Annotated in this window: 17 protein-coding genes; 9 read left to right on the plus strand and 8 right to left on the minus strand. The window is 58.4% G+C overall.

What is annotated here, in order from left to right; all coding sequences use genetic code 11:
- Positions 1 to 61: 61 nt before the first annotated feature.
- The 5 genes from lexA to HDE79_RS19215 all read left to right on the plus strand — a co-directional run bounded on the left by lexA (position 62) and on the right by HDE79_RS19215 (position 6,209).
- Positions 62 to 682, plus strand: a complete 621-nt coding sequence (gene lexA / locus HDE79_RS19195; protein ID WP_184604440.1) for a transcriptional repressor LexA — start codon at positions 62 to 64, stop codon at positions 680 to 682.
- A complete protein-coding gene (imuA, locus tag HDE79_RS19200; RefSeq protein ID WP_184604442.1) occupies positions 682 to 1,305 on the plus strand; it encodes a translesion DNA synthesis-associated protein ImuA in 624 nt (207 codons plus the stop codon). The genes lexA and imuA overlap by 1 nt, the downstream gene beginning before the upstream one ends.
- Before the next feature lie 12 nt (positions 1,306 to 1,317).
- The gene (locus tag HDE79_RS19205; protein WP_184604443.1) at positions 1,318 to 2,715 is read left to right on the plus strand and encodes a DNA polymerase Y family protein; all 1,398 of its coding nucleotides are present in this window, start codon (positions 1,318 to 1,320) and stop codon (positions 2,713 to 2,715) included.
- A complete protein-coding gene (locus HDE79_RS19210; RefSeq protein ID WP_184604445.1) occupies positions 2,688 to 5,792 on the plus strand; it encodes an error-prone DNA polymerase in 3,105 nt (1,034 codons plus the stop codon). Before HDE79_RS19205 ends, HDE79_RS19210 begins: the two co-directional genes overlap by 28 nt.
- Before the next feature lie 231 nt (positions 5,793 to 6,023).
- The gene (locus HDE79_RS19215; RefSeq protein ID WP_184604502.1) at positions 6,024 to 6,209 is read left to right on the plus strand and encodes a CsbD family protein; all 186 of its coding nucleotides are present in this window, start codon (positions 6,024 to 6,026) and stop codon (positions 6,207 to 6,209) included.
- Between the two features lie 76 nt (positions 6,210 to 6,285).
- Here the strand turns inward: HDE79_RS19215 and HDE79_RS19220 are convergent, their stop codons facing one another.
- The 7 genes from HDE79_RS19220 to HDE79_RS19245 form a co-directional block, all read right to left on the minus strand.
- Complete coding sequence (locus HDE79_RS19220; protein ID WP_184604446.1) at positions 6,286 to 7,104, minus strand: hypothetical protein; 819 nt, start codon at positions 7,102 to 7,104, stop codon at positions 6,286 to 6,288.
- Between the two features lie 66 nt (positions 7,105 to 7,170).
- Positions 7,171 to 7,305: a hypothetical protein gene (locus tag HDE79_RS22120; protein WP_255488507.1), complete on the minus strand. Its 135-nt coding sequence runs from the start codon at positions 7,303 to 7,305 to the stop codon at positions 7,171 to 7,173.
- Positions 7,306 to 7,497: 192 nt separating this feature from the next.
- On the minus strand, positions 7,498 to 9,585 hold the full coding sequence (locus HDE79_RS19225; RefSeq protein ID WP_184604447.1) for a PAS domain-containing sensor histidine kinase: 2,088 nt from the start codon (positions 9,583 to 9,585) through the stop codon (positions 7,498 to 7,500).
- 1 nt (position 9,586) lies between these two features.
- The gene (locus HDE79_RS19230) at positions 9,587 to 9,913 is read right to left on the minus strand and encodes a circadian clock KaiB family protein (RefSeq protein ID WP_184604448.1); all 327 of its coding nucleotides are present in this window, start codon (positions 9,911 to 9,913) and stop codon (positions 9,587 to 9,589) included.
- Positions 9,910 to 10,245 (minus strand): circadian clock KaiB family protein, encoded by a 336-nt coding sequence (locus HDE79_RS19235; protein ID WP_184604449.1) that lies wholly within the window; start codon positions 10,243 to 10,245, stop codon positions 9,910 to 9,912. Before HDE79_RS19235 ends, HDE79_RS19230 begins: the two co-directional genes overlap by 4 nt.
- Positions 10,238 to 11,926, minus strand: coding sequence for a circadian clock protein KaiC (kaiC, locus tag HDE79_RS19240; RefSeq protein ID WP_184604450.1), 1,689 nt, complete (start codon positions 11,924 to 11,926; stop codon positions 10,238 to 10,240). The genes HDE79_RS19235 and kaiC overlap by 8 nt, the downstream gene beginning before the upstream one ends.
- A 250-nt stretch (positions 11,927 to 12,176) precedes the next feature.
- Positions 12,177 to 13,439 (minus strand): divalent metal cation transporter, encoded by a 1,263-nt coding sequence (locus HDE79_RS19245; protein WP_184604452.1) that lies wholly within the window; start codon positions 13,437 to 13,439, stop codon positions 12,177 to 12,179.
- 630 nt (positions 13,440 to 14,069) lie between these two features.
- Between HDE79_RS19245 and HDE79_RS19250 the strand changes: the two genes are divergently transcribed.
- From HDE79_RS19250 to HDE79_RS19265, 4 genes are read left to right on the plus strand one after another with little or no spacing between them, the layout of a single operon-like run.
- The gene (locus HDE79_RS19250; protein ID WP_184604453.1) at positions 14,070 to 14,900 is read left to right on the plus strand and encodes a CheR family methyltransferase; all 831 of its coding nucleotides are present in this window, start codon (positions 14,070 to 14,072) and stop codon (positions 14,898 to 14,900) included.
- On the plus strand, positions 14,900 to 15,484 hold the full coding sequence (locus HDE79_RS19255) for a chemotaxis protein CheB (protein ID WP_184604455.1): 585 nt from the start codon (positions 14,900 to 14,902) through the stop codon (positions 15,482 to 15,484). Before HDE79_RS19250 ends, HDE79_RS19255 begins: the two co-directional genes overlap by 1 nt.
- A gap of 44 nt (positions 15,485 to 15,528) precedes the next feature.
- On the plus strand, positions 15,529 to 16,626 hold the full coding sequence (locus HDE79_RS19260) for a hybrid sensor histidine kinase/response regulator (protein ID WP_184604504.1): 1,098 nt from the start codon (positions 15,529 to 15,531) through the stop codon (positions 16,624 to 16,626).
- A 5-nt stretch (positions 16,627 to 16,631) separates the two neighbouring features.
- Positions 16,632 to 20,060, plus strand: coding sequence for a response regulator (locus HDE79_RS19265; RefSeq protein ID WP_184604506.1), 3,429 nt, complete (start codon positions 16,632 to 16,634; stop codon positions 20,058 to 20,060).
- 70 nt (positions 20,061 to 20,130) lie between these two features.
- On the opposite strand, the gene HDE79_RS19270 is transcribed toward HDE79_RS19265, so the two are convergent.
- Positions 20,131 to 20,784, minus strand: a complete 654-nt coding sequence (locus HDE79_RS19270) for a hypothetical protein (protein ID WP_184604457.1) — start codon at positions 20,782 to 20,784, stop codon at positions 20,131 to 20,133.
- Between the last annotated feature and the right edge of the window lie 436 nt (positions 20,785 to 21,220).

The following is a 21,220-nucleotide window of genomic DNA, read 5'->3' on the forward strand; positions in this document are numbered from 1 at the left end:
GAATCAACGCGGCATTTTTCTATCTTCCATTTTCACCTATTTAGGTGAAACTATGCGAACCATGACCATCCAGATCACCAGTCGCCAATCGAACGTCCTGGCTTTCATCCGCGCACGAATCGAGCGGGATGGGCAGTCGCCCACACTGGAAGAAATCGGTGATGCGTTGGGGATTGGCAATGTCAGCGCGGTGCTCAAACACGTCCGGTCGCTGGAAGCGAAGGGCCGACTGACGGTCGAACCCAACCACGCTCGGAGCATTCGGCTGGTGCGCGAACCCGATCCAATGGATGCGGATACGTTGGAACTTCCTTTGATCGGCCGGATTGCGGCGGGCGAACCCATGTTTTCGGAAGCGCGGGTCGATCGCAGCCTGCGCGTGTCCCGTTCGCTGTTTCGTTTGCGACCGGACTACCTGGTGAAAGTGGTTGGCGATTCGATGCGTGGGGAGGGGATCCTGGATGGGGATCTGGTGGCGGTGCATGCCACGCCCGTGGCTCGCCATGGCCAAGTAGTTGCAGCACGCGTGGACGGCGACCGCTTCACGATCAAGCGTCTTCACTGGAAAGGCGATGTGATCCGATTGATGCCGAACAGTCCCGGCTTCAAACCCATCGATGTGGACCCCACGGAAGACTTTGCGATTGAAGGTCTATTTGCAGGCCTGTTGCGGGGCAGCTGATGAGCGCCGTGGTTCAACTTTCTTCGATGTTCGATGCACGTCAAGTTTGGCGTGGACGGGCAGCACCGGTTCCCACCGGCGATCAGCCGACGGGCTGGCATGCGTTGGACGCCGTGTTACCGACGGGCGGCTGGCCAGACGCGTCACTCTCGGAAATCCTGTTGCCGGTGGATGGCGTGGGCGAACTCCAACTGGTGCTGCCAACGCTGGCGCGTTTGACGAAGAACAAGCGCAGCGTGGTGATCGTGGCACCGCCCTACGTGCCCTGTGTCGCGGGTTGGCGGCAACACGGCGTGGACATGCGCCGAGTGGAGATTGTGAATTCGGCGGAGAACGATGTGCTTTGGGCAACCGAGCAATGCCTGCGTTCGGGCAGTTGTTCGGCGGTGCTGGCGTGGCCGCATCGGGCGGACGATCGTGCGCTACGCCGACTTCAAGTGGCAGCGGATACCGGCAAGGCACTGGCCTTTGTATTTCGCGACCGTCGCCATCTGTCCAATGCGTCACCCGCCGCCCTGCGGTTGGAACTGGAAGCGACGCCGCATGCTCAGATCTGGGTGCGCAAATGTCGCGGTGCCAACGTGCCCAGCCAGCCCATTCCCCTCCCGCGCCACGTGCATTGATGGCGGCCGGCGATGTGGGCGTGTCTCTTACTGCCGCATCTGGCACTGGATGGGATCCTCCGACGCCGGCCCAACGACGGACCGTTGGTCTTGGTGGATGGACCAGTCAATGCACGCACGATCGTTGCCGCCAATGAATCGGCGCGTGCGGCGGGCTTGCGAATCGGCCAACGACTGACCGCCGCACAGGCGTTGTTGGCTCAGTTTGATGCGGTGCCTTACGACAGGGACGGCGTCGACAACTGGCATCGGTTTCTCGCCGCTGTCGCCTACCGTTACAGCTCCGAGGTTTGCTTGCTACCCCATGCCATCGTGCTGGAGGTAAACAAAAGCATGGGGTTGTTTGGCCCCTGGCCCAAACTCGAATCGCTCCTGCGTTCAGACCTCACGGATCTGGGTTTTCGGCACCGCATCGCCGCCGCACCGACACCGCATGCGGCCTACGTGTTGGCCGGCGTGAGCGATGGGCAAGCGGTGCTGACCGCCGACACGCTCAGAGGTGCGCTTCGCCACGTACCCATCCTCAAAAGTCGTCTTCCTGCATCCTCCGCCAGCTTGCCAGGGATGGGCGTTCGAACCCTCGGCCAACTCATGGCGCTCCCGCGCGATGGCCTTCGCCGACGCTTCGGCGCCGAACTGTTGGTGACGCTGGATCGTCTGACCGGTGACATCCCGTCGGGATTGGAAAGCTTTCGACCGCCGGATGTCTTCGATCTGCGCATCGAGTTGCTTCACGAAGTAGAAAATCAAGCGATGCTGGTCTTTCCTGTTCGCCGCATGACGGGTGACCTGGCGGCGTATTTGGCTGGTCGTGATGGCGGTGTCCAACGGTTCCTGCTGCGGCTTGAACATCGCGATGGTGGCCATACGGATATTTCTGTGGGTCTGCTTGCCGCCGAGCGCGATGCCGGCATGCTGTTTGAGTTTGCCCGTGGCCGATTGGAACACGTGGCGCTACCGGGACCCGTGATCGCGTTGCGTTTGATTGCGCGTGATCTGCCGGCTTTCGTGCCAGTCGGTCGAGATCTTTTCGATGAGCGGCCCGCGAACGCATTGCCTATTGAACAACTACGAGAACGGTTGCGTGCCCGTCTGGGGGATTCGGCCGTCTATCGCCTGGGAAGCACAACCGACCCACGACCGGAACGGGCGCAACAGGTCGCTGCTAGCGCGTACGTGACCGTTGAAGTCCATCCACGCCCTACGTGGCTGCTGGATCGTCCGATTCCACTGCGGGGGATGGCACCGCTGATTTTGTCGGGACCCGAGCGGCTCGAAACCGGCTGGTGGGATGACGGCGAGGTCTGTCGGGATTACTACGTCGTCGAGACCGCGCAGGGTCAGCATGCTTGGGCGTTTTGCCCACCGGGCGAGCAAGCGGGATGGATGATTCACGGCTGGTTTGCGTGAGCGCGTATGCGGAACTGCATTGCCTCTCCGACTTTTCGTTCGGACGTGGCGCGTCGAGTGCGCGCGAATTGTTTGAGCGTGCCAAGGCGTGTGGCTATAGCGGGCTGGCCATCACCGACGAGTGTTCGCTGGCGGGCATCGTGCGTGCGCTCGAGGCATCACGCGACACCGGGATGCCACTCATCGTCGGCAGCGAAATCCAGTTGGTCGATGGCCCCACGATCGTCGTGTTGTGCGAGACCAAGCAGGGCTATACCTCGCTGTGTCAGCTCATCACCACGGGACGGCGTGCCTCTGAAAAAGGTACGTATCGATTGCGTTGCGCGGATCTCGACAACGGGCTGCCTGGCACGTTGGTCTTGTGGGTGCCCGATCCCGAGCTGGCGGTGGAGCAGGGGCGTTGGGTGCGCGATCGATTTGGCGATCGCGCATGGATGGCGGTTGAACTTCATCACGGTCCCGATGACGCCAAGCGGCTGCGCGAGCTCGAACGCCTCAGTCATGTGCTGAACCTTCCGATGGTGGCAACGGGCGATGTTCACATGCACATCCGCAAGCGTTTGGCGTTACAGCACACCCTCACGGCGATCCGCCATCGCTTGCCGATCGCCGAAGCGGGCGCAGTGCTGGCGCGCAACGGCGAGCGACACCTGCGCGCGCTACCCAAGCTGGCGTCAATCTACCCCGAAGCGCTGTTGGCCGAGAGTGCGGTGATCGCCGCGCGCTGCACATTTACGCTCGCCGAGCTGCAATACCGCTACCCCGCCGAGCTGGTTCCTGAGGGGCACACGGGCATCAGTTGGTTGCGTCAGTTAACCGAGGTGGGCACGCACTGGCGATGGCCTGAGGGTCCGACCGAAAAAGTCCGTCTTCAGATTGAACACGAGCTCGCCCTTATCGAGGACCTTCGCTACGAATCGTATTTCCTGACCGTTCAAGACATCGTGCGGTTTGCACGAAGCGTTGGCATCCTGTGTCAGGGCAGGGGATCGGCCGCCAACTCCGTGATCTGCTTTGTGCTGGGCGTGACGGAAGTGGATCCAGCACGCATGAACCTGTTGGTCGAACGCTTCATCAGCAAAGAGCGCAACGAACCCCCGGACATCGATATCGACTTCGAGCACGAACGGCGCGAAGAAGTCATTCAATACATCTATGCGAAATATGGCCGGGACCGGGCGGCGCTGGCCGCCACCGTCATTTGTTATCGGGGCAAGAGTGCAGTGCGCGATGTGGCCAAGACCTTGGGGCTGCCGCTGGATCAGGTGGACCAGCTCAGTCGCGTGTTTGCGTGGTGGGATGGCCACGCGGATATCGCCGACCTACTTCGTGAGCGCGGCTTTGATCCTGAGAGTGCCGTGATGCGTCGGGTCCTTCGGCTCACCGGCGAGCTGCTGAACAAGCCGCGGCATCTGTCACAGCATGTGGGTGGGTTTGTGATCGCCGATGCACCGTTGAGCGAATTGGTGCCCGTGGAAAACGCGGCGATGCCCGACCGCACGATCATTCAGTGGGATAAGGATGATCTGGACACCATGAAGCTGCTTAAGGTCGATTGCCTCGCGTTGGGCATGCTGACCTGCGTGCGTAAATGTCTGGACCTGCTGCGCCAGCATCGAGGGCAGGACTACACCATGGCTACCCTGCCATCGGAAGATCCTCAGACCTACGCGATGATCCAGCGCGCCGACACGCTGGGCGTCTTTCAGATCGAGAGCCGGGCGCAGATGTCGATGCTGCCGCGGCATCGACCCGAGAACTTCTACGATCTGGTGATTCAAGTGGCCATTGTGCGGCCCGGCCCCATTCAAGGCGACATGGTGCATCCGTATCTGCGGCGGCGGCGCGGCGAAGAGCCAGTGACGTATCCCTCCGACGACCTCAAAGAAGTTTTTGAGCGCACATTGGGCGTGCCGCTGTTTCAGGAGCAGGTGATGAAGCTGGCCATCGTGGCAGCCGGCTACACGCCCGGTGAAGCCGATCAACTGCGACGTGCCATGGCCGCGTGGAAGCGTCACGGCGGGATGGAAAAGCATCGCGAGCGCATCATGACCGGCATGGTCGAACGGGGGTATACCGTCGAGTTTGCGGCGCAGCTCTTCGAGCAGATCAAGGGCTTCGGTTCCTATGGCTTTCCTGAGTCACACTCGGCCAGTTTTGCGGGCATCGTCTACGCCTCGTGCTGGCTCAAGTCAAACGAGCCAGCCGCCTTTGCCTGCGCACTGTTGAACAGCCAGCCCATGGGCTTTTACTCGGCCAGTCAGATCGTCCAGGATGCCCAGCGGCATCGCATTCGTGTCCATCCCGTGGATGTGCGTTACAGCCACTGGGATTGCACGCTGGAAAGCGATCCGCGACAGGCCGATGGCTCGCCGCTGATTCGATTGGGCTTTCGGCAAGTGCGGGGCTTTCGCGAAGACGTCGCGCGGCGCATTGAAGCGGCTCGGCAAGAGCAGGCCTTTGATGACATTCCCGACCTGTGCGCGCGTGCTCAGTTGGACAAGCCTCATCAGGAGCGGTTGGCCGATGCGTCGGCGCTGCGCGGGTTAGCCGGTCATCGCCATCGTGCGCGATGGGCGACCGCCGGGGTGGAGGCGCAGTTGCCGCTGTTTGGCAACGCCAGTCCCGAGGAGCGGGCGATCGTATTGCCTGCGCCCACTCGAGCAGAAAACACTCTGGCGGACTATGCCCGTACCGGACTGACCTTGGGGCCACACCCGCTTCGCCAGATCCGAGCACGATTGAAGGCGGCACGTTGCACCGACTCGAAGACGCTGCGCACGCGTCCGGATAAAAGCCACGTGCGCATCGCAGGCATGGTGACCATGCGCCAACGGCCACAAACGGCCAGCGGAATTACCTTCGTGACCATCGAGGATGAGCACGGCATGGTCAACGTTGTGGTGTGGCGGAAGATTGCCGAACGGCAGCGGCGCGTTTTGCTGGAATCCCAACTGTTGGCCATCGATGGACAGTGGGAAGTTCAGGATGGCGTGTGCCACTTGATCGCCCATCACTTGCGCGATCTGACCCATTGGCTCGGATCGCTCGATGCGCGATCGAGAGATTTTCATTAGGGATGAGCTGTTACCAAAGCTGTATTGCTGATCGTTTTGCGTTTTGGCTATTTGCCCGATGCTTGATCGTCTGCGCCCGACACGATGAGATCGAGTTCACGTTTGCGCAGTAAGCCCGATGATTCGCCGCGCTTAATGGAACAGTTTTTTGCGTGGAAGTTCACGTCGGCGCGACTGGCGCGTCCCTATAACATCCCCGCCGCAAAGGTGCGGCATTATTCAGGACCGACCATGGACAAGAATAGAACTGAAGGCGCCAAGCACGAAGTGAAAGGTGCCATAAAAGAAGGGATTGGCAAGGTAACCGGTAACAAGAGCAAAGAAGTTGCTGGCAATGCGGAGAAGAATGCCGGCAAAGTCCAGCACGCCGTAGGTAAGGCCGCTGACAAGGCTCGCGAGGACGCGAAAAGGCATTGAGTAAATTTAAGTACGTCAACAAAAAGGCCGGTTAGATCAACCGGCCTTTTCGTTTTCAGCACTGGCTGTTTGGGACTTATCGCAAGTGACGCTCTGGGTATTTCCGTAAGTGATAGACGCGGTGGATTTGTCCCGCACCCAGCCACCCACCAATCGCAGAGGACAGCAGAGCAAGGAAGCCGCTCAGAAAGGCGATCCACAAGGTCAGCGACAAGTAATGGGCGGCCTTGTCAGCTGCCATTTTCGATTCCGACCGCGCTGAATCGATCTGCGGTGTGAGCTTCTGCAGCGCCGCTCCCGACGTCTCCGTGCTGGTGCCCGTGTCTGCTGCCAAAAGCGCAGCGGCGACATCGTCTTGACCAGCTAGAAGTGCAGCAACAATCGGCGCTGAATTTCCGCGTTCGCGACCCGTTAGTTGGTATGAGATGTTGGCGTCCAGAACGCCGACTGCAGGAGTCATTGCGTGGGCGGAGCCACCATGCATGTCAGCTTCTGGGCCGCCCATAGTGCTGTTATGGCCCGCCATGGCATGGCCAAGACCTAACGCGAGCCAGACGGCCGTAGCGGTGACCGACAGTCCCCATACTGTGACGCCATGAAGTGTGCCGCTGGTGTCGTCATTGCGACCATCAAACCACGCGGCGAACATACCGCCCAAGAACAACGCGCCCGCCCACGTAACGATCATCCATATTGCCGTACCGATACCGATGCCCTTGGCGCTACCCGCTGCGTTCCAGGCGTTAAAGCTGGCAAATCCTAAAGCCAAGCCTGCAACATAGAGCAGAACTGCGACGGCCGTTGCCACCAACCAGCCCGCGACGACGGCCCGAAACCTCATGACGGGGTGCTTGATGACAACCTCATTGTGCAAATGATCAGGCGTGTAAGACATGATGTTCTCCGTTGAGCTGATTGTCCGCGGCAGGTATCGCGTTATTGAGGTAAGACAGCGTGGCGCTCACGCGCAGCCCCTCAACAGCGCAAACAAAATCAGCAGCGGAATAGGCACACCCATCAGCCAAAGCAAGACATATCCAATGCCACCTTTTTCCTTCGATGAAGGCGGCGGTGTCCGCGAATGTTCTTGATTCATGATTTCTCCCTCTCGTATGGTAGGAACCGCCCCGCGTCTTCGCTCCCATGTGGATGGCGGTAAAGTCAGGGTGTTCCCGGAGAAGTCGAAGCGGTGTGATGCAAAGGAGAGGGCGGATTCACGCGGACGGATGCAACGCGTGATGCATTGCAACTAATAAACGCGAAGCAAGGTCATGTGGCGTCGAATAGATTAACTGCCGCTACCGATGGCCGATTTGACCGCCAAGGAGAGGTCAACCCGGTTATAGGGCTTGCGCAAAATCTGCAGCCCCTCGTCAATCCCATCGGTTTGGAACCGTTGCGCGGTGTAGCCTGACGTGAGCAGCACGGAAATATTTTTGTGATTGGCCTTGATCGCACGCGCCAGATCAATGCCGCCAATGTCACCAGGCATGATGACGTCGGTAAACACCAGATCGATCGGCGCACCCGAGTCAATCACGGTCAAGGCGCTTCGTCCGCGGTTGGCCTCGAAGACCATATAGCCCAACTCGCGCAGCATGTTGCTTGCGATCTCGCGAACATCGTCATCGTCCTCCACGACGAGGATTGTGCCTTGGCCTTTTACTTCATCACTGGCCGGATCGGCTTTATTGGGGCTCAGAGGAGCCTCAGTGCGTGGCAAATAAATGGAGACCGAGGTGCCTTCATCCACCACGCTATCGATCGACACAAAGCCGCCGGATTGCTTGGCGAAACCATATACCTGGCTCAGACCCAGCCCCGTGCCTTTTCCCACTTCCTTTGTCGTAAAGAACGGTTCGAAAACTTTGGCGACGACGTCCTGCGGCATGCCCGAACCCGTATCCGAGACGGTGACGACGACGTAGTCGCCTGCCGTGGCATTGTTGGGTGAGGTGGACTTGGAACCAATGGTCCGAAAGTGCGTAGAAATCTTGAGCGTGCCGCCCTGGGGCATCGCATCACGGGCGTTGATGGCCAAGTTGAGTACCGCGGTTTCCAGCTGGTGTGGATCGGTGCGTCCGTAAAACAAGTCATCGGGATCGTTGATGGTCACGGCTATCGTTTCCCCGATCGCACGATCCAGCAAGTTTTCGAACGAGCGAAGGAGGGCACCAATGTCGACCGATTCAACGCGCAGATCCTGGCGGCGGGCGAAGGCGAGCAATTGTTGATTGAGCTTGGCGCCGCGCTCCACGCCATGCCGCGCCGTGCTCAGATACCGTGAGATTTTGGCGTCGTTTCCTACTCGACTTTCCAAAAGATCTAGACTTCCCGCGATGACCATCAAAAGATTGTTGAAATCGTGTGCGACGCCGCCGGTCAACTGGCCGATCGCCTCCATCTTCTGCGCTTGGCGAAGTTGCTCGTCGATCAGCCGGCGATCGGTGATATCGGACACCACACCAGCGATTCGAATGGGCTGGCCGTCTCTGTAGTACGTCAGCCCACGAATCTGCACCCACCGAAGCGCACGATCGTTGTGGCGCCGAATACGTTTTTCCAGATCGACGGTGCCGTTGACCGGTGCCGCGGCAAAGGCTTCCGCGACAGCCTGTCGATCGTCGTCGACAAACAGATCACCACTGGTTTGGATCGTCCAATGGTCCAGATCAGCATGGCCGAAGATCTGGTCAAAACGAGCGGAACGCGTGGTCTTTCCGGTCAACAAATCCATGTCCCAGTTGCCCATATCGGCCGCATCCAGAGCGAGTTGCAACTTGTCTTCCGTTCGACGACGTTCTCGAATCTCAGTGGCTAGCTGCTCATTGGCTACGGCCAGTTCATCGGTGCGCTTACGGCTGCGGGTTAGGTCCGTGATGACGCCGCAAAGAAGGTAAGGCATGTCCTCAGCGACGGGGAGGTCGGCCACGGACATATTCACGGGCACGTTCTCGCCCTGGGCTGCAATCAAAGAAAACTCTGCCGAACGTCGAGAGTTGAGGCCTTGTGTCAACAGTTGATCAAAGGCGGCTCGATCGTTGGGAATGACGAATTCCTGAAGGTGCCGTCCAACAAGCGTTTCACGAGGTATGCCCGTCAGAGCAGACAGACGCTGGTTGCAATAAAGAATGGCTCCATCCGCGCCGAGCGTGACAGCACATTCCTGCATCTGTTCGATCAATAATCGATAGGGGCGATCGGCATTTTCCAGTGTATAGATTTGCTGGCCATTGGGGCCACCGACCACAACCGCATCAACGTCGCCATTGCGAATGGCGTCCAGCGTTTCGTCGGCCTCACGAAGACGACTTTCAAGATCGGCAATCCGCACAAGGGCCGATACCAGTTCCGCATGGGTATCGCTTTCACTCATGTCAGACGGTTTTTCGCGGCGCCAATGGGGCAAGGTTTAGACCGGCAAGCACACGCTCCTTATCTGACAGATCACCAATGATTCGGCGCAGCGGTTCAGGCAGGATCTTGACCAAGGTGGGTGTTGCAATAATCTGAAGATCTCTGGTTGCTTCCGGGTTTTCGTAGACGTCGATGATTTCCAAGTCGTACTGACCCTCCAGATTTTCCTTACAGATTTTCTGCATGTTTTCGATTGCGTGCGTCGATCGCGGCGTCGACCCTGTGATGAAGAGGCGCAGCTTGTAACGCGTGGATTCCGTTGATGTCTCACTTTTTCCAGTTGTCATAGTGTGACCACCCTTGGGCGGATATCGAGACCTACCAACACACGTTCGGTATTCGACAGATCACCGATGACACGCTTAAGCGGAGGCGGAAGCGTTCTGACCAATGTTGGCAAAGCAACGATTTGATCGCCGGCCGCGAGTTGTGGTGTGATGGTCAAGTCGATCACCTCGATGGAATAGCGCCCAGAAAGATGGTCCTCGCAAATGGCTTTCAAGTTGGCGATGGCAGCCAGTGATTTTGGCGTTTGGCCTGCAACGTAGAGACGAAGGTTGTAAGCGCCTGACTCAGGGCTGCCAACATCAATAGACGACTCTAAATTTTTATTAGTCATGATGGTGACCTCGCGCAACGGCCATTTCCGATCGATTTGAACCCAGCATCGCCTCTCTGGCCTCTTCTTGACTAATGATCGTCTCCACTTCGTCTTCTTCGCGTGCAAGATCGGCCTGCAATTCGGCGATGCGACGTTTAGCCACCTCACGCTTTCGCGTGAGTTCGCGGCGGAGTTTCTCGGTATTTTGCTGGCGTGCCATGCCGGATTCGCGCTCCTTGGCTTCCTGCGCAAGCCGGGCTGTCCCGGTGAGCACACCGTCAGGTCCAACGTAGGCGTCCATGAAGTGAATACCCGCTTTTGAAAGCCGGTATTCGCGCAGCTGTTTCGAATGGTTCATGCCGCGAGATTTGAGGATGTAGAGAACGCGATTGCGTTCGCCGTTGGCCTCCATATCGGCGAGCGAAATCCATGTGTCCATCAACGACGATACGCTGCGCTCGCTCTCGCTCATCTGATCACCGACAGACGAGAGACTGGTGAATACCGCGGTGATTCCCCGTGCCTTGCAGATATCAGCCAGTCGCACCAACGTTGCGTGAATTTCCAACGAAGGGCCCCGGAATGCAGAAATCGGGTCGACAACGATAACCTGCGGATCGAATCGTTCGATGTCCCGATTCATGCGTGCCAAGTGCATCTCAAACCCATAGAGGCTCGGCCGTGCGGCTTCGAAGCGAAGCAGTCCTGCGTCGAGATGGTCCTTTAGATCGATGCCGACCGAGCTCATGTTCCGCACGATCTGATCCGGCGATTCCTCAAATGCAAAATAAAGGCAGCGTTCGCCGCGCTTGCAGGCTGCTTCGACGAAGGCGGCCCCAAAAGTCGACTTGCCCGTTCCAGCCAAGCCCGAAATCAGAATACTTGATCCCCGGAAGTAGCCATTTATCCCGAGCATCGCATCCAGATCGGCCACACCGGTGGAAACGGCTTCGCGCGAAATCTTGTGCTTCAGGCCAGCCGAGGTGATCGGAAGAACGCTGACCCCTTCATCGTCAATGAGAAACGGATACTCGTTTGTGCCATGGGCAGAACCGCGATATTTGACGACCCGTAGGCGGCGTGTGGTGATTTGGTCCTCTACCCGGTTATCGAGCAGGATGACACAGTCCGACACATATTCTTCGATGCCAAAGCGGGTTAGCTGGCCCTCGCCACGTTCCGCGGTAATGATCGCCGTGACGCCCTTGTCTTTGAGCCAGCCAAATAGACGCCGCAGCTCGGCGCGTAAAAGCGCTGAATCGGTCAGTCCAGAGAAGAGTGCCTCGATCGTGTCGAGTACAACACGCTTCGCGCCTATCGAGTCGATAGCGAAACCAAGCCGAACAAATAGTCCCTCTAGGTCGTATTCACCGCTTTCCTCAATCTCCGAACGCTCGATGTGAACGTGGTCCAGAACGAGCTTCTTTTCCTGGATTAAATCGGCGACACGAAAACCCAGCGAGGCGACATTGTCCTCGAGATCCTTGGGGCGTTCTTCGAAACTCAGGAAGACGCCAGGTTCGTTATAGGAGATGGCTCCATTGAGGAGGAAGGTCATGGAGAAAAGCGTTTTTCCGCAGCCAGCCGCACCGCACAGTAACGATGGCCGTCCCGTCGGCAGGCCGCCAAAAGTAAGGTCGTCAAGACCTTTGATGCCGGTAAGGGTTTTAGGGAGCTGGCTGTTTACCTGCTCGACCATGTCAACTTTCTTTGTCTGCACGTGCTACCCCGTCGAGAAAATTGGCGCCTAACGGCCATTGAAAAATCGTTAAGGACTTTATTCACGCTCGCGTCGTCCTTAAGTGAAATGACCGCATATTGAGTAGGACACATAGCCAACGCATCTCTTAGCTGTAAACCTACGCCCTATCTCGGTATCCCAGGTGCGCCCGCAAGCCAACAAAGAGCGACGGTCTTTTCATCGCTTGTCCAGTGGCGAATCCACAGCATTAGCTTCCCCAGGTAACGAACATGACGACAGCCGCCGCTGCCATCACCGCCGTTGCTATCCAGCCCCAGGCCTTCAACGACGTATTCAAAGTGAACTTACCCATGACTTTGGCATTGGTGCTCATTCGCATGATCATGACCATCGACGGCACCGCGGCCACGCCATTAATAACGGCACTCCAATACAACGCTTTGATTGGATCAATGGGCGTGAAGTTAAGCGCGATGCCGGCGATACTGGCGAATACCAATACGCCATAAAACAGCTTTGCCTGTCGCGGCTTTTGTTCCAGACCATAGGGTTCGCCCATTGCCCCAGCGACGGCGAAAGCCGTTGAACCTGCAAGAATGGGGACGGCCAGCAGCCCCGTGCCAACGATACCGGCGGCGAACAGGAAAAAAGCGAACCGTCCGGCGATGGGGCGCAAAGCTTCTGCTGCCTCTGAAGATGAATTGATGTCGGTTTTGCCGTGTGCATGAAGGACCACGGCAGCCGTGAGAATGATGAAGCCAGCGACGACGTTGGAAAACACCATGCCAATCGATGTATCGATACCGATGCGCTTAATGGCCTCCAGACCTTGTGCCGGCGCGCGTTTGAGTGGCTTGCGATCGTTACTCGATCGAATCTCTTCGACTTCTTGGGCCGCCTGCCAAAAGAAAAGATAGGGGCTGATGGTTGTGCCGAGAACCGCGACGATGGCCACCGCATACTTTGCGTCAAATTTTGCCTTTGGCATCGCGATGCCCTTGACCACTTCGACCCACGGCACGTGGACGATGAACACAGTGGCGACGTACGCAAACAGGCTGAGAGTCAATACTTTCAAAATCGGCGAATAGCGCGAGAAGGGAATCCATATCTGAAGAACAAGCGAGGCAATCGCGAAGCCAGCGGCGTAAAGCACCGCGGAGCCTCCGACGAGCAATTTAAGCGCTGCTCCCATCGCACCGATGTCGGCTGCCAAATTGATAATATTGGCCACCACCACAGACAGAATCAGCGCATAGACCACGCCGCGCGGATAATGTTGACGCATGTTTGAGCCGATACCTTTGCCCGTCGCGCAGCCGATACGCGCACTGATCGCCTGGATAGCGATCATCAAGGGCATGGCGAGAAAGAGGCTCCAAATGGTGGCGTATCCGAACGCGGCGCCCACTTGCGAGTAGGTTGCGATACCGCTCGGATCGTCGTCCGCCGCGCCTGTGATAAGGCCCGCTCCCAGTTTGCTCCACAGCGACTTCTTCGTGCTGGTCATGGCGCTCTCTTTCAAGCTGGATTTCCCTTTCTGGCGCTCACCACGATTGATTCGTGCAACCCCGGCGCTAACTCAGGAATTCTGTACTGCGAGCATGTGAATGCAACGTACCCATTCTTTCGAGTTGCAGTGCCTTCGGTGAAAACGTTGGGCGAATTCTCAAAGGGCATCTTCCGTCGTTCACGATCCTCAACGCGTCCCTGAAGGCGGTGCTGTGGTCTTCCACCAGATGTGTGATTTTGGGTTCAACGTGACCCTAGTGCACCGATGTCTTGCCAGTCTCCTTGTCAGAGAGGCATTCGCCGCGCTGGTATTGGAGAATTGCAGCGCCACGGTTTGTCGCGTGTCGCCGTCGGTATGCTCGGTCTCCGCTAAACCGAAGGGGCTGTCTGAAGCAAGTGCACATGCTCAACCATGACGACCGACCACGACACAGCTCTCACAAAGTCTTCACAGGAAAATCCAGTTAAATTCACATCCATCTTTCGTCTCTACTTCCATGAACCCATACCGCCGGGCTAGCACCACAGCCGTTCCCGCCTGCGCGCAGCCCGTCGGCGATCAGAGTGATCGTGCCGTCCATGTTGGCCATTCGTTGGTCTTCTCTCCAGCCCGGGACGTCCGTCGGTGATGGACGAAGCAACCGAACTTTTCGACCTCGAACTCAGACTGCTACTGGACGCGGTCTATCTCCGATATCACTACGACTTTCGTGGCTATGCGCTGAGCTCCCTCAGGCGCCGGGTGCATCAAGCGATGACCCGGTTCGAGTGCGCGCGAGTCAGTGATCTGCAGCACCGTATCATCCACGAGCCGGCTTTCTTCGCCGAGGCCATCCAGTACTTCACGGTGCAGGTCTCGGAGATGTTCCGTGACCCAGCGTATTTCCGTGCCCTCAGAGAAGAGGTCGTGCCGGTGCTGATCACGTACCCGTCCATCAAGATATGGGTAGCCGGGTGCAGCAGCGGGGAAGAGGTGTGGTCTTTGGCCATCCTTCTCGCCGAGGAGGGTCTGCTCGAGCGATCGATGATTTATGCCACCGACATCAATCCCGAAGCATTGGCCAAGGCAGAGCGCGGGACTTACCAGGCGGAACGCGTGGCGCAGTTCAGCCGTAACTATCTTGCAGCCGGCGGGCGCGGGTCCCTGTCTGACTACTACACGTCCGCATACGGCAATGCGAAGTTCGACCAGCGGCTGACCAAGCAGGTGGTCTTTGCCGATCACAGCTTGGCCACCGACTCCGTGTTCTCCGAAGTGCACCTAATCTCGTGCCGGAATGTGCTCATCTACTTCAATCGCGCCCTGCAGGATCGTGCTGTAGGCCTTTTTTGCGATGCACTGATCCGGAAGGGGTTTCTCGGACTGGGCAGCAAGGAATCCCTCCAGTTCGGTGCGCATGCAGAGATGTTTGAGCCACTCGCTTCCATGCAGCGCATCTACCGGAGAAAGGTGTTGTGATGACCGGCAACGACCTTTCCCACCAGTTCCGGGCTGTGGTGATCGGGGCGTCGGCCGGCGGCATCCAGGCGCTGCGCGTCCTGCTTGAAAGCCTGCCCAAAGGATTCAAGCCATCGGTGTTCGTCGTCCAGCACATCCGCCCCGACTGCCCTAGCATGCTACCCGAGCTCTTCGGCAACGTTTGCGTGCTGCCAGTCCTCGAAGCCGAGGACAAGCAGCCTATAAGGCCCGGTACGGTGATCTTTGCGCCGCCCGACTATCATCTACTAGTCGAAAGCAGGGAGACGCTCGCACTGTCGATAGATGAGCCGGTGAAGTTCTCCCGACCTTCGATCGATGTGTTGTTCGAATCGGCGGCAGCCGTGTTTGAACGGGAATTGCTGGCCATCCTGCTCACGGGTGCCAGTGCCGATGGCAGCAGAGGCATGGCGCTGGTCAGGCAATTGGGCGGGAAAGCGTGGGTGCAGTGCCCCTCGGAGGCTATTGCATCCACGATGCCCGAATCGGCCCTGGCATTGGCCGGTGCCGACGCTATCCTTCGATTGCAAGAGATGTGTGACAGGCTTCAGGGGAGTCTCAAGTGAGTTTCATCAACGACGCACCGGTCACTGCACCGCAATCACCGCGCATGACCCACATCCTCATCGTGGATGATGTCCCGCAGAACCTCACGGCGATGGAGGCGCTTCTGGCTCGGGACGAGGTCACTATCCTCAAGGCTTCGTCAGGTGCCGAAGCGCTCGAGCTGTTGCTCCGGTTCGACGTGGCCCTGGCGCTTCTCGATGTCCAGATGCCGGAGATGGACGGATTTATCCTTGCCGAGTTCATCCGGGGCTCGTCACGCACGCGGCATGTGCCCATCATTTTCCTAACCGCCTCGCCCAGCGATCCCGCGCGCTCCTTCAAGGGGTACGACACGGGTGCGGTGGACTTTCTCCACAAACCCATCGAGCCCCGGGTCATCGTCGGCAAGGTCGGAGTCTTCATCCAGCTCTATCAGCAACGCCTTGAACTGGAGAAGCGAAACGAGCAGCTCGAGCGCTCGCTCGGACTTAACGAAACCATGATGGCCGTGCTTACCCATGATCTTCGGACGCCACTGTCGGCCATCCGCCTTTGTGCTGATCGGCTTCTAGAGGAAACCGCCAACACGACGTTGGTTCGGACAGCGTCCTTCGTCAGAGTGAGTGCCGATCGTATGGCGCGCATGATTGAGCAAATGCTTGACTTCTCACGCATCCGCTCATTGATTCTGACCTTGGATCAGCAATCCGGAGACCTTGGGCTGATCTGTGAGGAAGTGGTCGCCGAGGTGCACCGCGTACACCCTGATCGCGTCATTAACCTGTCGACCGATGGGAACTTGCAGGGCAGCTTTGACGAGGTGCGAATGGGGCAGGTTGTCGCCAATCTGCTCGGTAACGCCGTACAGTATGGGGAAGGTACGGAAATTTCGGTCAACCTCAATGGGACTCGAGCGGACATGCTCGTCTTTTCCGTGCAAAACGCCGGCCGCATCGCGGACGCACTCCTTCCCCGGCTGTTTGAACCTTTTAAAGGCGCGTTCAATCCCAGCGACGGGCTTGGTCTGGGTCTTTACATTGTCGATCAGTTTGTCCGCGCGCACGGGGGTTCTGTGCACGCCGAAAACGTTGAATCCGGCGTCCGGTTCGAGGTCCGTTTGCCTCGCGGCACGTCTCAGCAACCCAATTGGGAGAGCTTGTGAGCACCATGTCCAGCAACCCCACGAATCGCGCACGCGCCGATGCGCGTACTTTCATTCCACTGGCTATCGTTGTCGCTTTTTTTGTTTGCAGCGCGCTTGTTGCGTGGTCCAACATCCGCACTATTCGCAATGACAACGTACTGGTCATCCGATCCCAGGAAACCGTCGGAGCGCTTGGGGACATTCTCTCAAGCGTTCAAGATGCCGAAACAGGACAGCGCGGCTTTTTGCTTACGGGTAATGACCGATACCTCGAACCGTACCGGAGTGCGCTCGGCATCATTCCGGCTCGCATGGATGCCTTGCGAACGACCATGGCGGGCGACGCGGGTCAGTTGAGCCGGCTAAAAGAGTTCGCTGTGCGCGTTCAAGACAAACTCGACGAACTTCATGAGACCATCACACTACGGCGTACCCAAGGGTTGGAAGCGGCACTTGCGGTAGTCAACACTGATCGGGGCAAGGCTGCCATGGACGACATTCGTTCACGGCTTGCTTTCATGCGGACCGTGGAGTTTGACCAGCGAGCGAAGCGTCTCGCGGAAATGGAAGCGGCTTACGGCAATGCGCTGACCTCTGGGGTTGCGAGCGCGCTTCTCGGCATCGCACTGACGCTGTTTGTCGCCATCCTCATTCGGCGCAATACAGCTGCCCGGGAGCGTGATGCCTGGCTGCAGGCCGGGCGGCTTGAACTGGGTGTGGCCATGGCTGGCGACAAGGACATCGGTCAGCTCGCGAGCGTCGTCCTCTCCTTCCTGGCTCGCTTCCTCGGCGCTGAAGCCGGAATCCTGTTCACGCCCACTGCCGCTGGTTTCGAGCGAGTGGGCGCTGTCGGTGTTGCACCGGATGACTATGCCGGTGGTCCCAATACCGCATCGGGCAGCCTTCTCAGTCGCGCAGTCGACGAGCAGCGTGTTGTGGTCGTGACCGATGTGCCGGAGGGATATTTCAAGATAGGGTCGGGCCTAGGCAAAGCTTCACCGCGCCACCTAGTGATTGCGCCCGGTATTAATGACGGCACGGTTTATGGTGTCGTCGAACTGGGTTTCTTCAATCCCGTCGGCGCAGATGTCGTCACTCTCCTCGAACAGGCCTCGTCGGCCATTGGCGTTGCGCTGCGTTCGGCGGCCTATCGCGCCGAATTGAGTAGGCTTCTCGAAGAGACCCTCCGTCAGTCGGAGACCCTTCAGACACAGAGCGAGGAACTACGCGTTTCCAACGAGGAACTCGAGGAGCAAAGTCAGGCGCTGCGGACATCGCAGCACGAACTTGAGTCGCAGCAGGCAGAGCTCGAGCAGACGAACTCGCACTTGTCCGGACAGTCCCAGCAACTTGAAGCGCAGCGCGACGAACTAGCTCTTGCCAACGAAGCCATCGAAGCGAAGGCCCGCGAAGTCCTCCGCGCCAGCCAGTACAAGTCCGAGTTCCTGGCGAACATGAGTCACGAACTTCGCACGCCACTGAATTCCGCTCTTATTCTGTCCAAGCTCCTTGCCGACAACCCGAGCGGTAACCTGACCGAAGAACAGGTCAAATTTGCCAGGACCATCCACACCTCCGGCAACGACTTGCTGATGCTCATCAACGACATCCTCGACTTGTCCAAGATCGAGGCCGGGCACGTCGAGATGCGCGGCGAGGCGTTTCCCGTGGAAGGTCTCCTTAATGACCTCTCGGCGCTGTTCAGGCCGGTGGCCCTGGATAAGGGGCTATCGCTGACGATTTCGGCGTCGACCGACTGCCCAGCTGTTGTCGAAAGCGACCGAACGCGCATTGAACAGGTTCTCAAAAACCTGCTGTCGAACGCCCTCAAGTTCACCGAGTCCGGTGGCGTGACATTGGACGTCGGTCCGGCCCAAGAGGGAACCATCGTCTTCTCAGTGACGGACACCGGTATCGGCATTACAGCCGACCAGCAGGCGCGCATCTTCGAAGCGTTCCAGCAAGCCGATGGTTCCATCAGCCGACGGTATGGCGGTACCGGTCTGGGTCTGTCGATTTCCCTTGAACTCGCGCGCCTGCTCGGCGGGAACATCACGGTTGCAAGCCGTCCCGGCCGGGGCAGCACATTTGTGCTCACCGTTCCTGTCCGACTCATATCTCAAGAATTCAACATGGTGTTGGCCACATCCGCGTTTCCGGCCCAGGTCCCGAAGGCCGCTCTGCCAGTCCAGCGTCTCAGGGCTGCGCCGGCGTCGGCTTCGCTCCGCATTGAGGAGCCCGTCCAGGGGGAGCCGGCCGACCCTCGCCGTCTCATTCTCATCATTGAAGACGATGGTGTATTCGCCGACATCGTAAGCAATCTAGCCACCGAGATGGGGTTCCGGGCGCTGGTCACTTCCACGGCGGCCGAAGCGCTGGTGGCGACCCGCGAACAGATGCCCCACGCCATCGTGCTCGACATTGGTTTGCCGGACCAGTCCGGATTGTCCGTACTCGACATTCTCAAGCACGACGTTCGCACCCGGCATATCCCCATCCATGTCGTCTCGGCGGAAGACCACTCGCACGCCGCACTCGCCCTCGGTGCCGTCGGCTATCTCATCAAGCCGACGACGCGCGAGGAGCTTGTCCAGGTGCTCAATGCTCTGGAAGCACGCTTGTCCCAGCGGCCGCGTCGGGTGCTAGTGGTCGAGGACGACGCCGTCCAGCTCGATGCCATCTGCCAACTGCTTGCCTCGGCGGACGTCGAAACCGTGGGCGCCACCACGGCGGCTGACTGTCTGTCGCTGCTCCGGAATCAGACCTTCGACTGCATGGTGCTCGATCTGTCCCTTCCGGACACATCGGGCTTCGCGCTCCTGGAAACCCTTAGCAGCCAGGAGGTATACGCGTTTCCCCCGGTCATTGTTTACACGGGACGAGTCCTGTCGTCTTCCGAAGAGGAGCGGTTGAGGCGCTATTCGAGCTCCATCATTATCAAGGGTGCCCGATCGCCCGAGCGACTCATTGATGAGGTGTCGCTGTTCCTGCACCGGGTCATCGCCGAACTGCCAGAGCAGCAGCAGGGCATGATTCGCGCCGCGTTGCACCGTGATGCAGCGCTTGAGGGACGGCGAATACTTCTCGTCGAAGACGATGTGCGCAACGTTTACGCCCTCATGAGCATTCTCGAACCCCATGGCTGCGTGGTCACCATCGCGCGTAACGGTCAGGAGGCCATCGACATGCTCGACGCATCTGCCAGTAAGTCTGAGAAAAGTGTGGATCTCGTTCTCATGGACGTCATGATGCCGGTTAAAGATGGATTGACCGCCACTCGCGAGATTCGCCAAGACGCGCGCTTTGCAAAGCTGCCCATCATCGCTTTGACTGCCAAGGCCATGCCGGACGATCAGCAGCAGTGCCTGCAAGCGGGCGCCAACGACTATGTGGCAAAGCCCCTCGACATAGACAAGCTCCTATCACTCATTCGAGTCTGGCTCGCCGGTTGAGAGCACTTGCTCGTTTGGTCGTCTTGGGGGCGATGGAGAAGCTGGTCTATTGGATATATTGAACCATCTTCTAAAGTGCGACATTGAGCCCGGCCGTAAGCCAGTGGTCATGGCTTGAAGCCTCGCTTTTGCCCGCGATCAAATCAACGCTGTCGCCATTGTGAAAGGTCCAGCGAACGCCCGCTTGTGTGTTGGCTCCTCCGTTCCAATGCTGCATGCGCTCGAGCGTAATACTTAGTTGGTCGGTAAGTTTGTGGCGGACGCTAAGTCCGGCCAGGGTGTTCCAAGAACTACCTTTGGCATAGACCGAGCCGATATCGGTACTGACCGCCCATCGTCTAGCTTGGTCCGGCGTCCATGTAAGCGCCACGTAACCATTACGGTTGAGGACATGACCGTTGCCCCAAGTGGCTCCAACATTAACGGCGACTCCAATCGTATGATGATCGGGATCGATAATCATCCATTTGACCGCCGGACTTTCCTGATGCTCATAGGGGGCGTTCTGAGCCCCTAGGCCAAGGGACCATTCCACCGGTCCCGTGCTGCAGGCCGGAAGGGCATTCAATGTTTCCTGTCCACCGGATATAACTTGAAACCAGCTTTGCACCTGACATTTTCCGGCGGGCGTGATAGACGCATCATCCACAACATAGGCACCGGAACCCGCCCAAATGCGACCCGACAGCACAATCAATACGACCGATAGAATGGTGCGACGCACTTAATCGATCCTCGCCGCGGTCCATGACATGACATCGTGAAGCGTGCCAACGAGCCGTGTCTTTCCTGTGCAGCACCAACCTCCCCGCGGGGCGAACTTTTGCGCGCTGCTCATCATCACTTCCGATCGTAGGCTGAAGATTATTTTCTGGCTTGGGGCGTGAACGAGACATGCTTTTCTAAACGCTAAAAATGCATTTCAGCCGCCATGGCAACTAAAGAACTCGCCCGATTGAAGTCTGAGCTCTAGGTCACTTGTAGAGGGGCAGGTGACAATTTTGCGGACTTCAAAAATACATTCCGCCCATGAGTGAGCCGTTGGCCCACAAACCAGCTGCGAGTGCACGGCATGCAGGGGTGACATCACGGGCAAGTGGAAACTGACAATGACCATGCCCGACGAGCGCGCGCGAAACCCTCTACAAACCGGGTGCTTC

Source organism: Rhodanobacter sp. MP1X3 (assembly GCF_014207165.1).
Lineage (GTDB): Bacteria > Pseudomonadota > Gammaproteobacteria > Xanthomonadales > Rhodanobacteraceae > Rhodanobacter.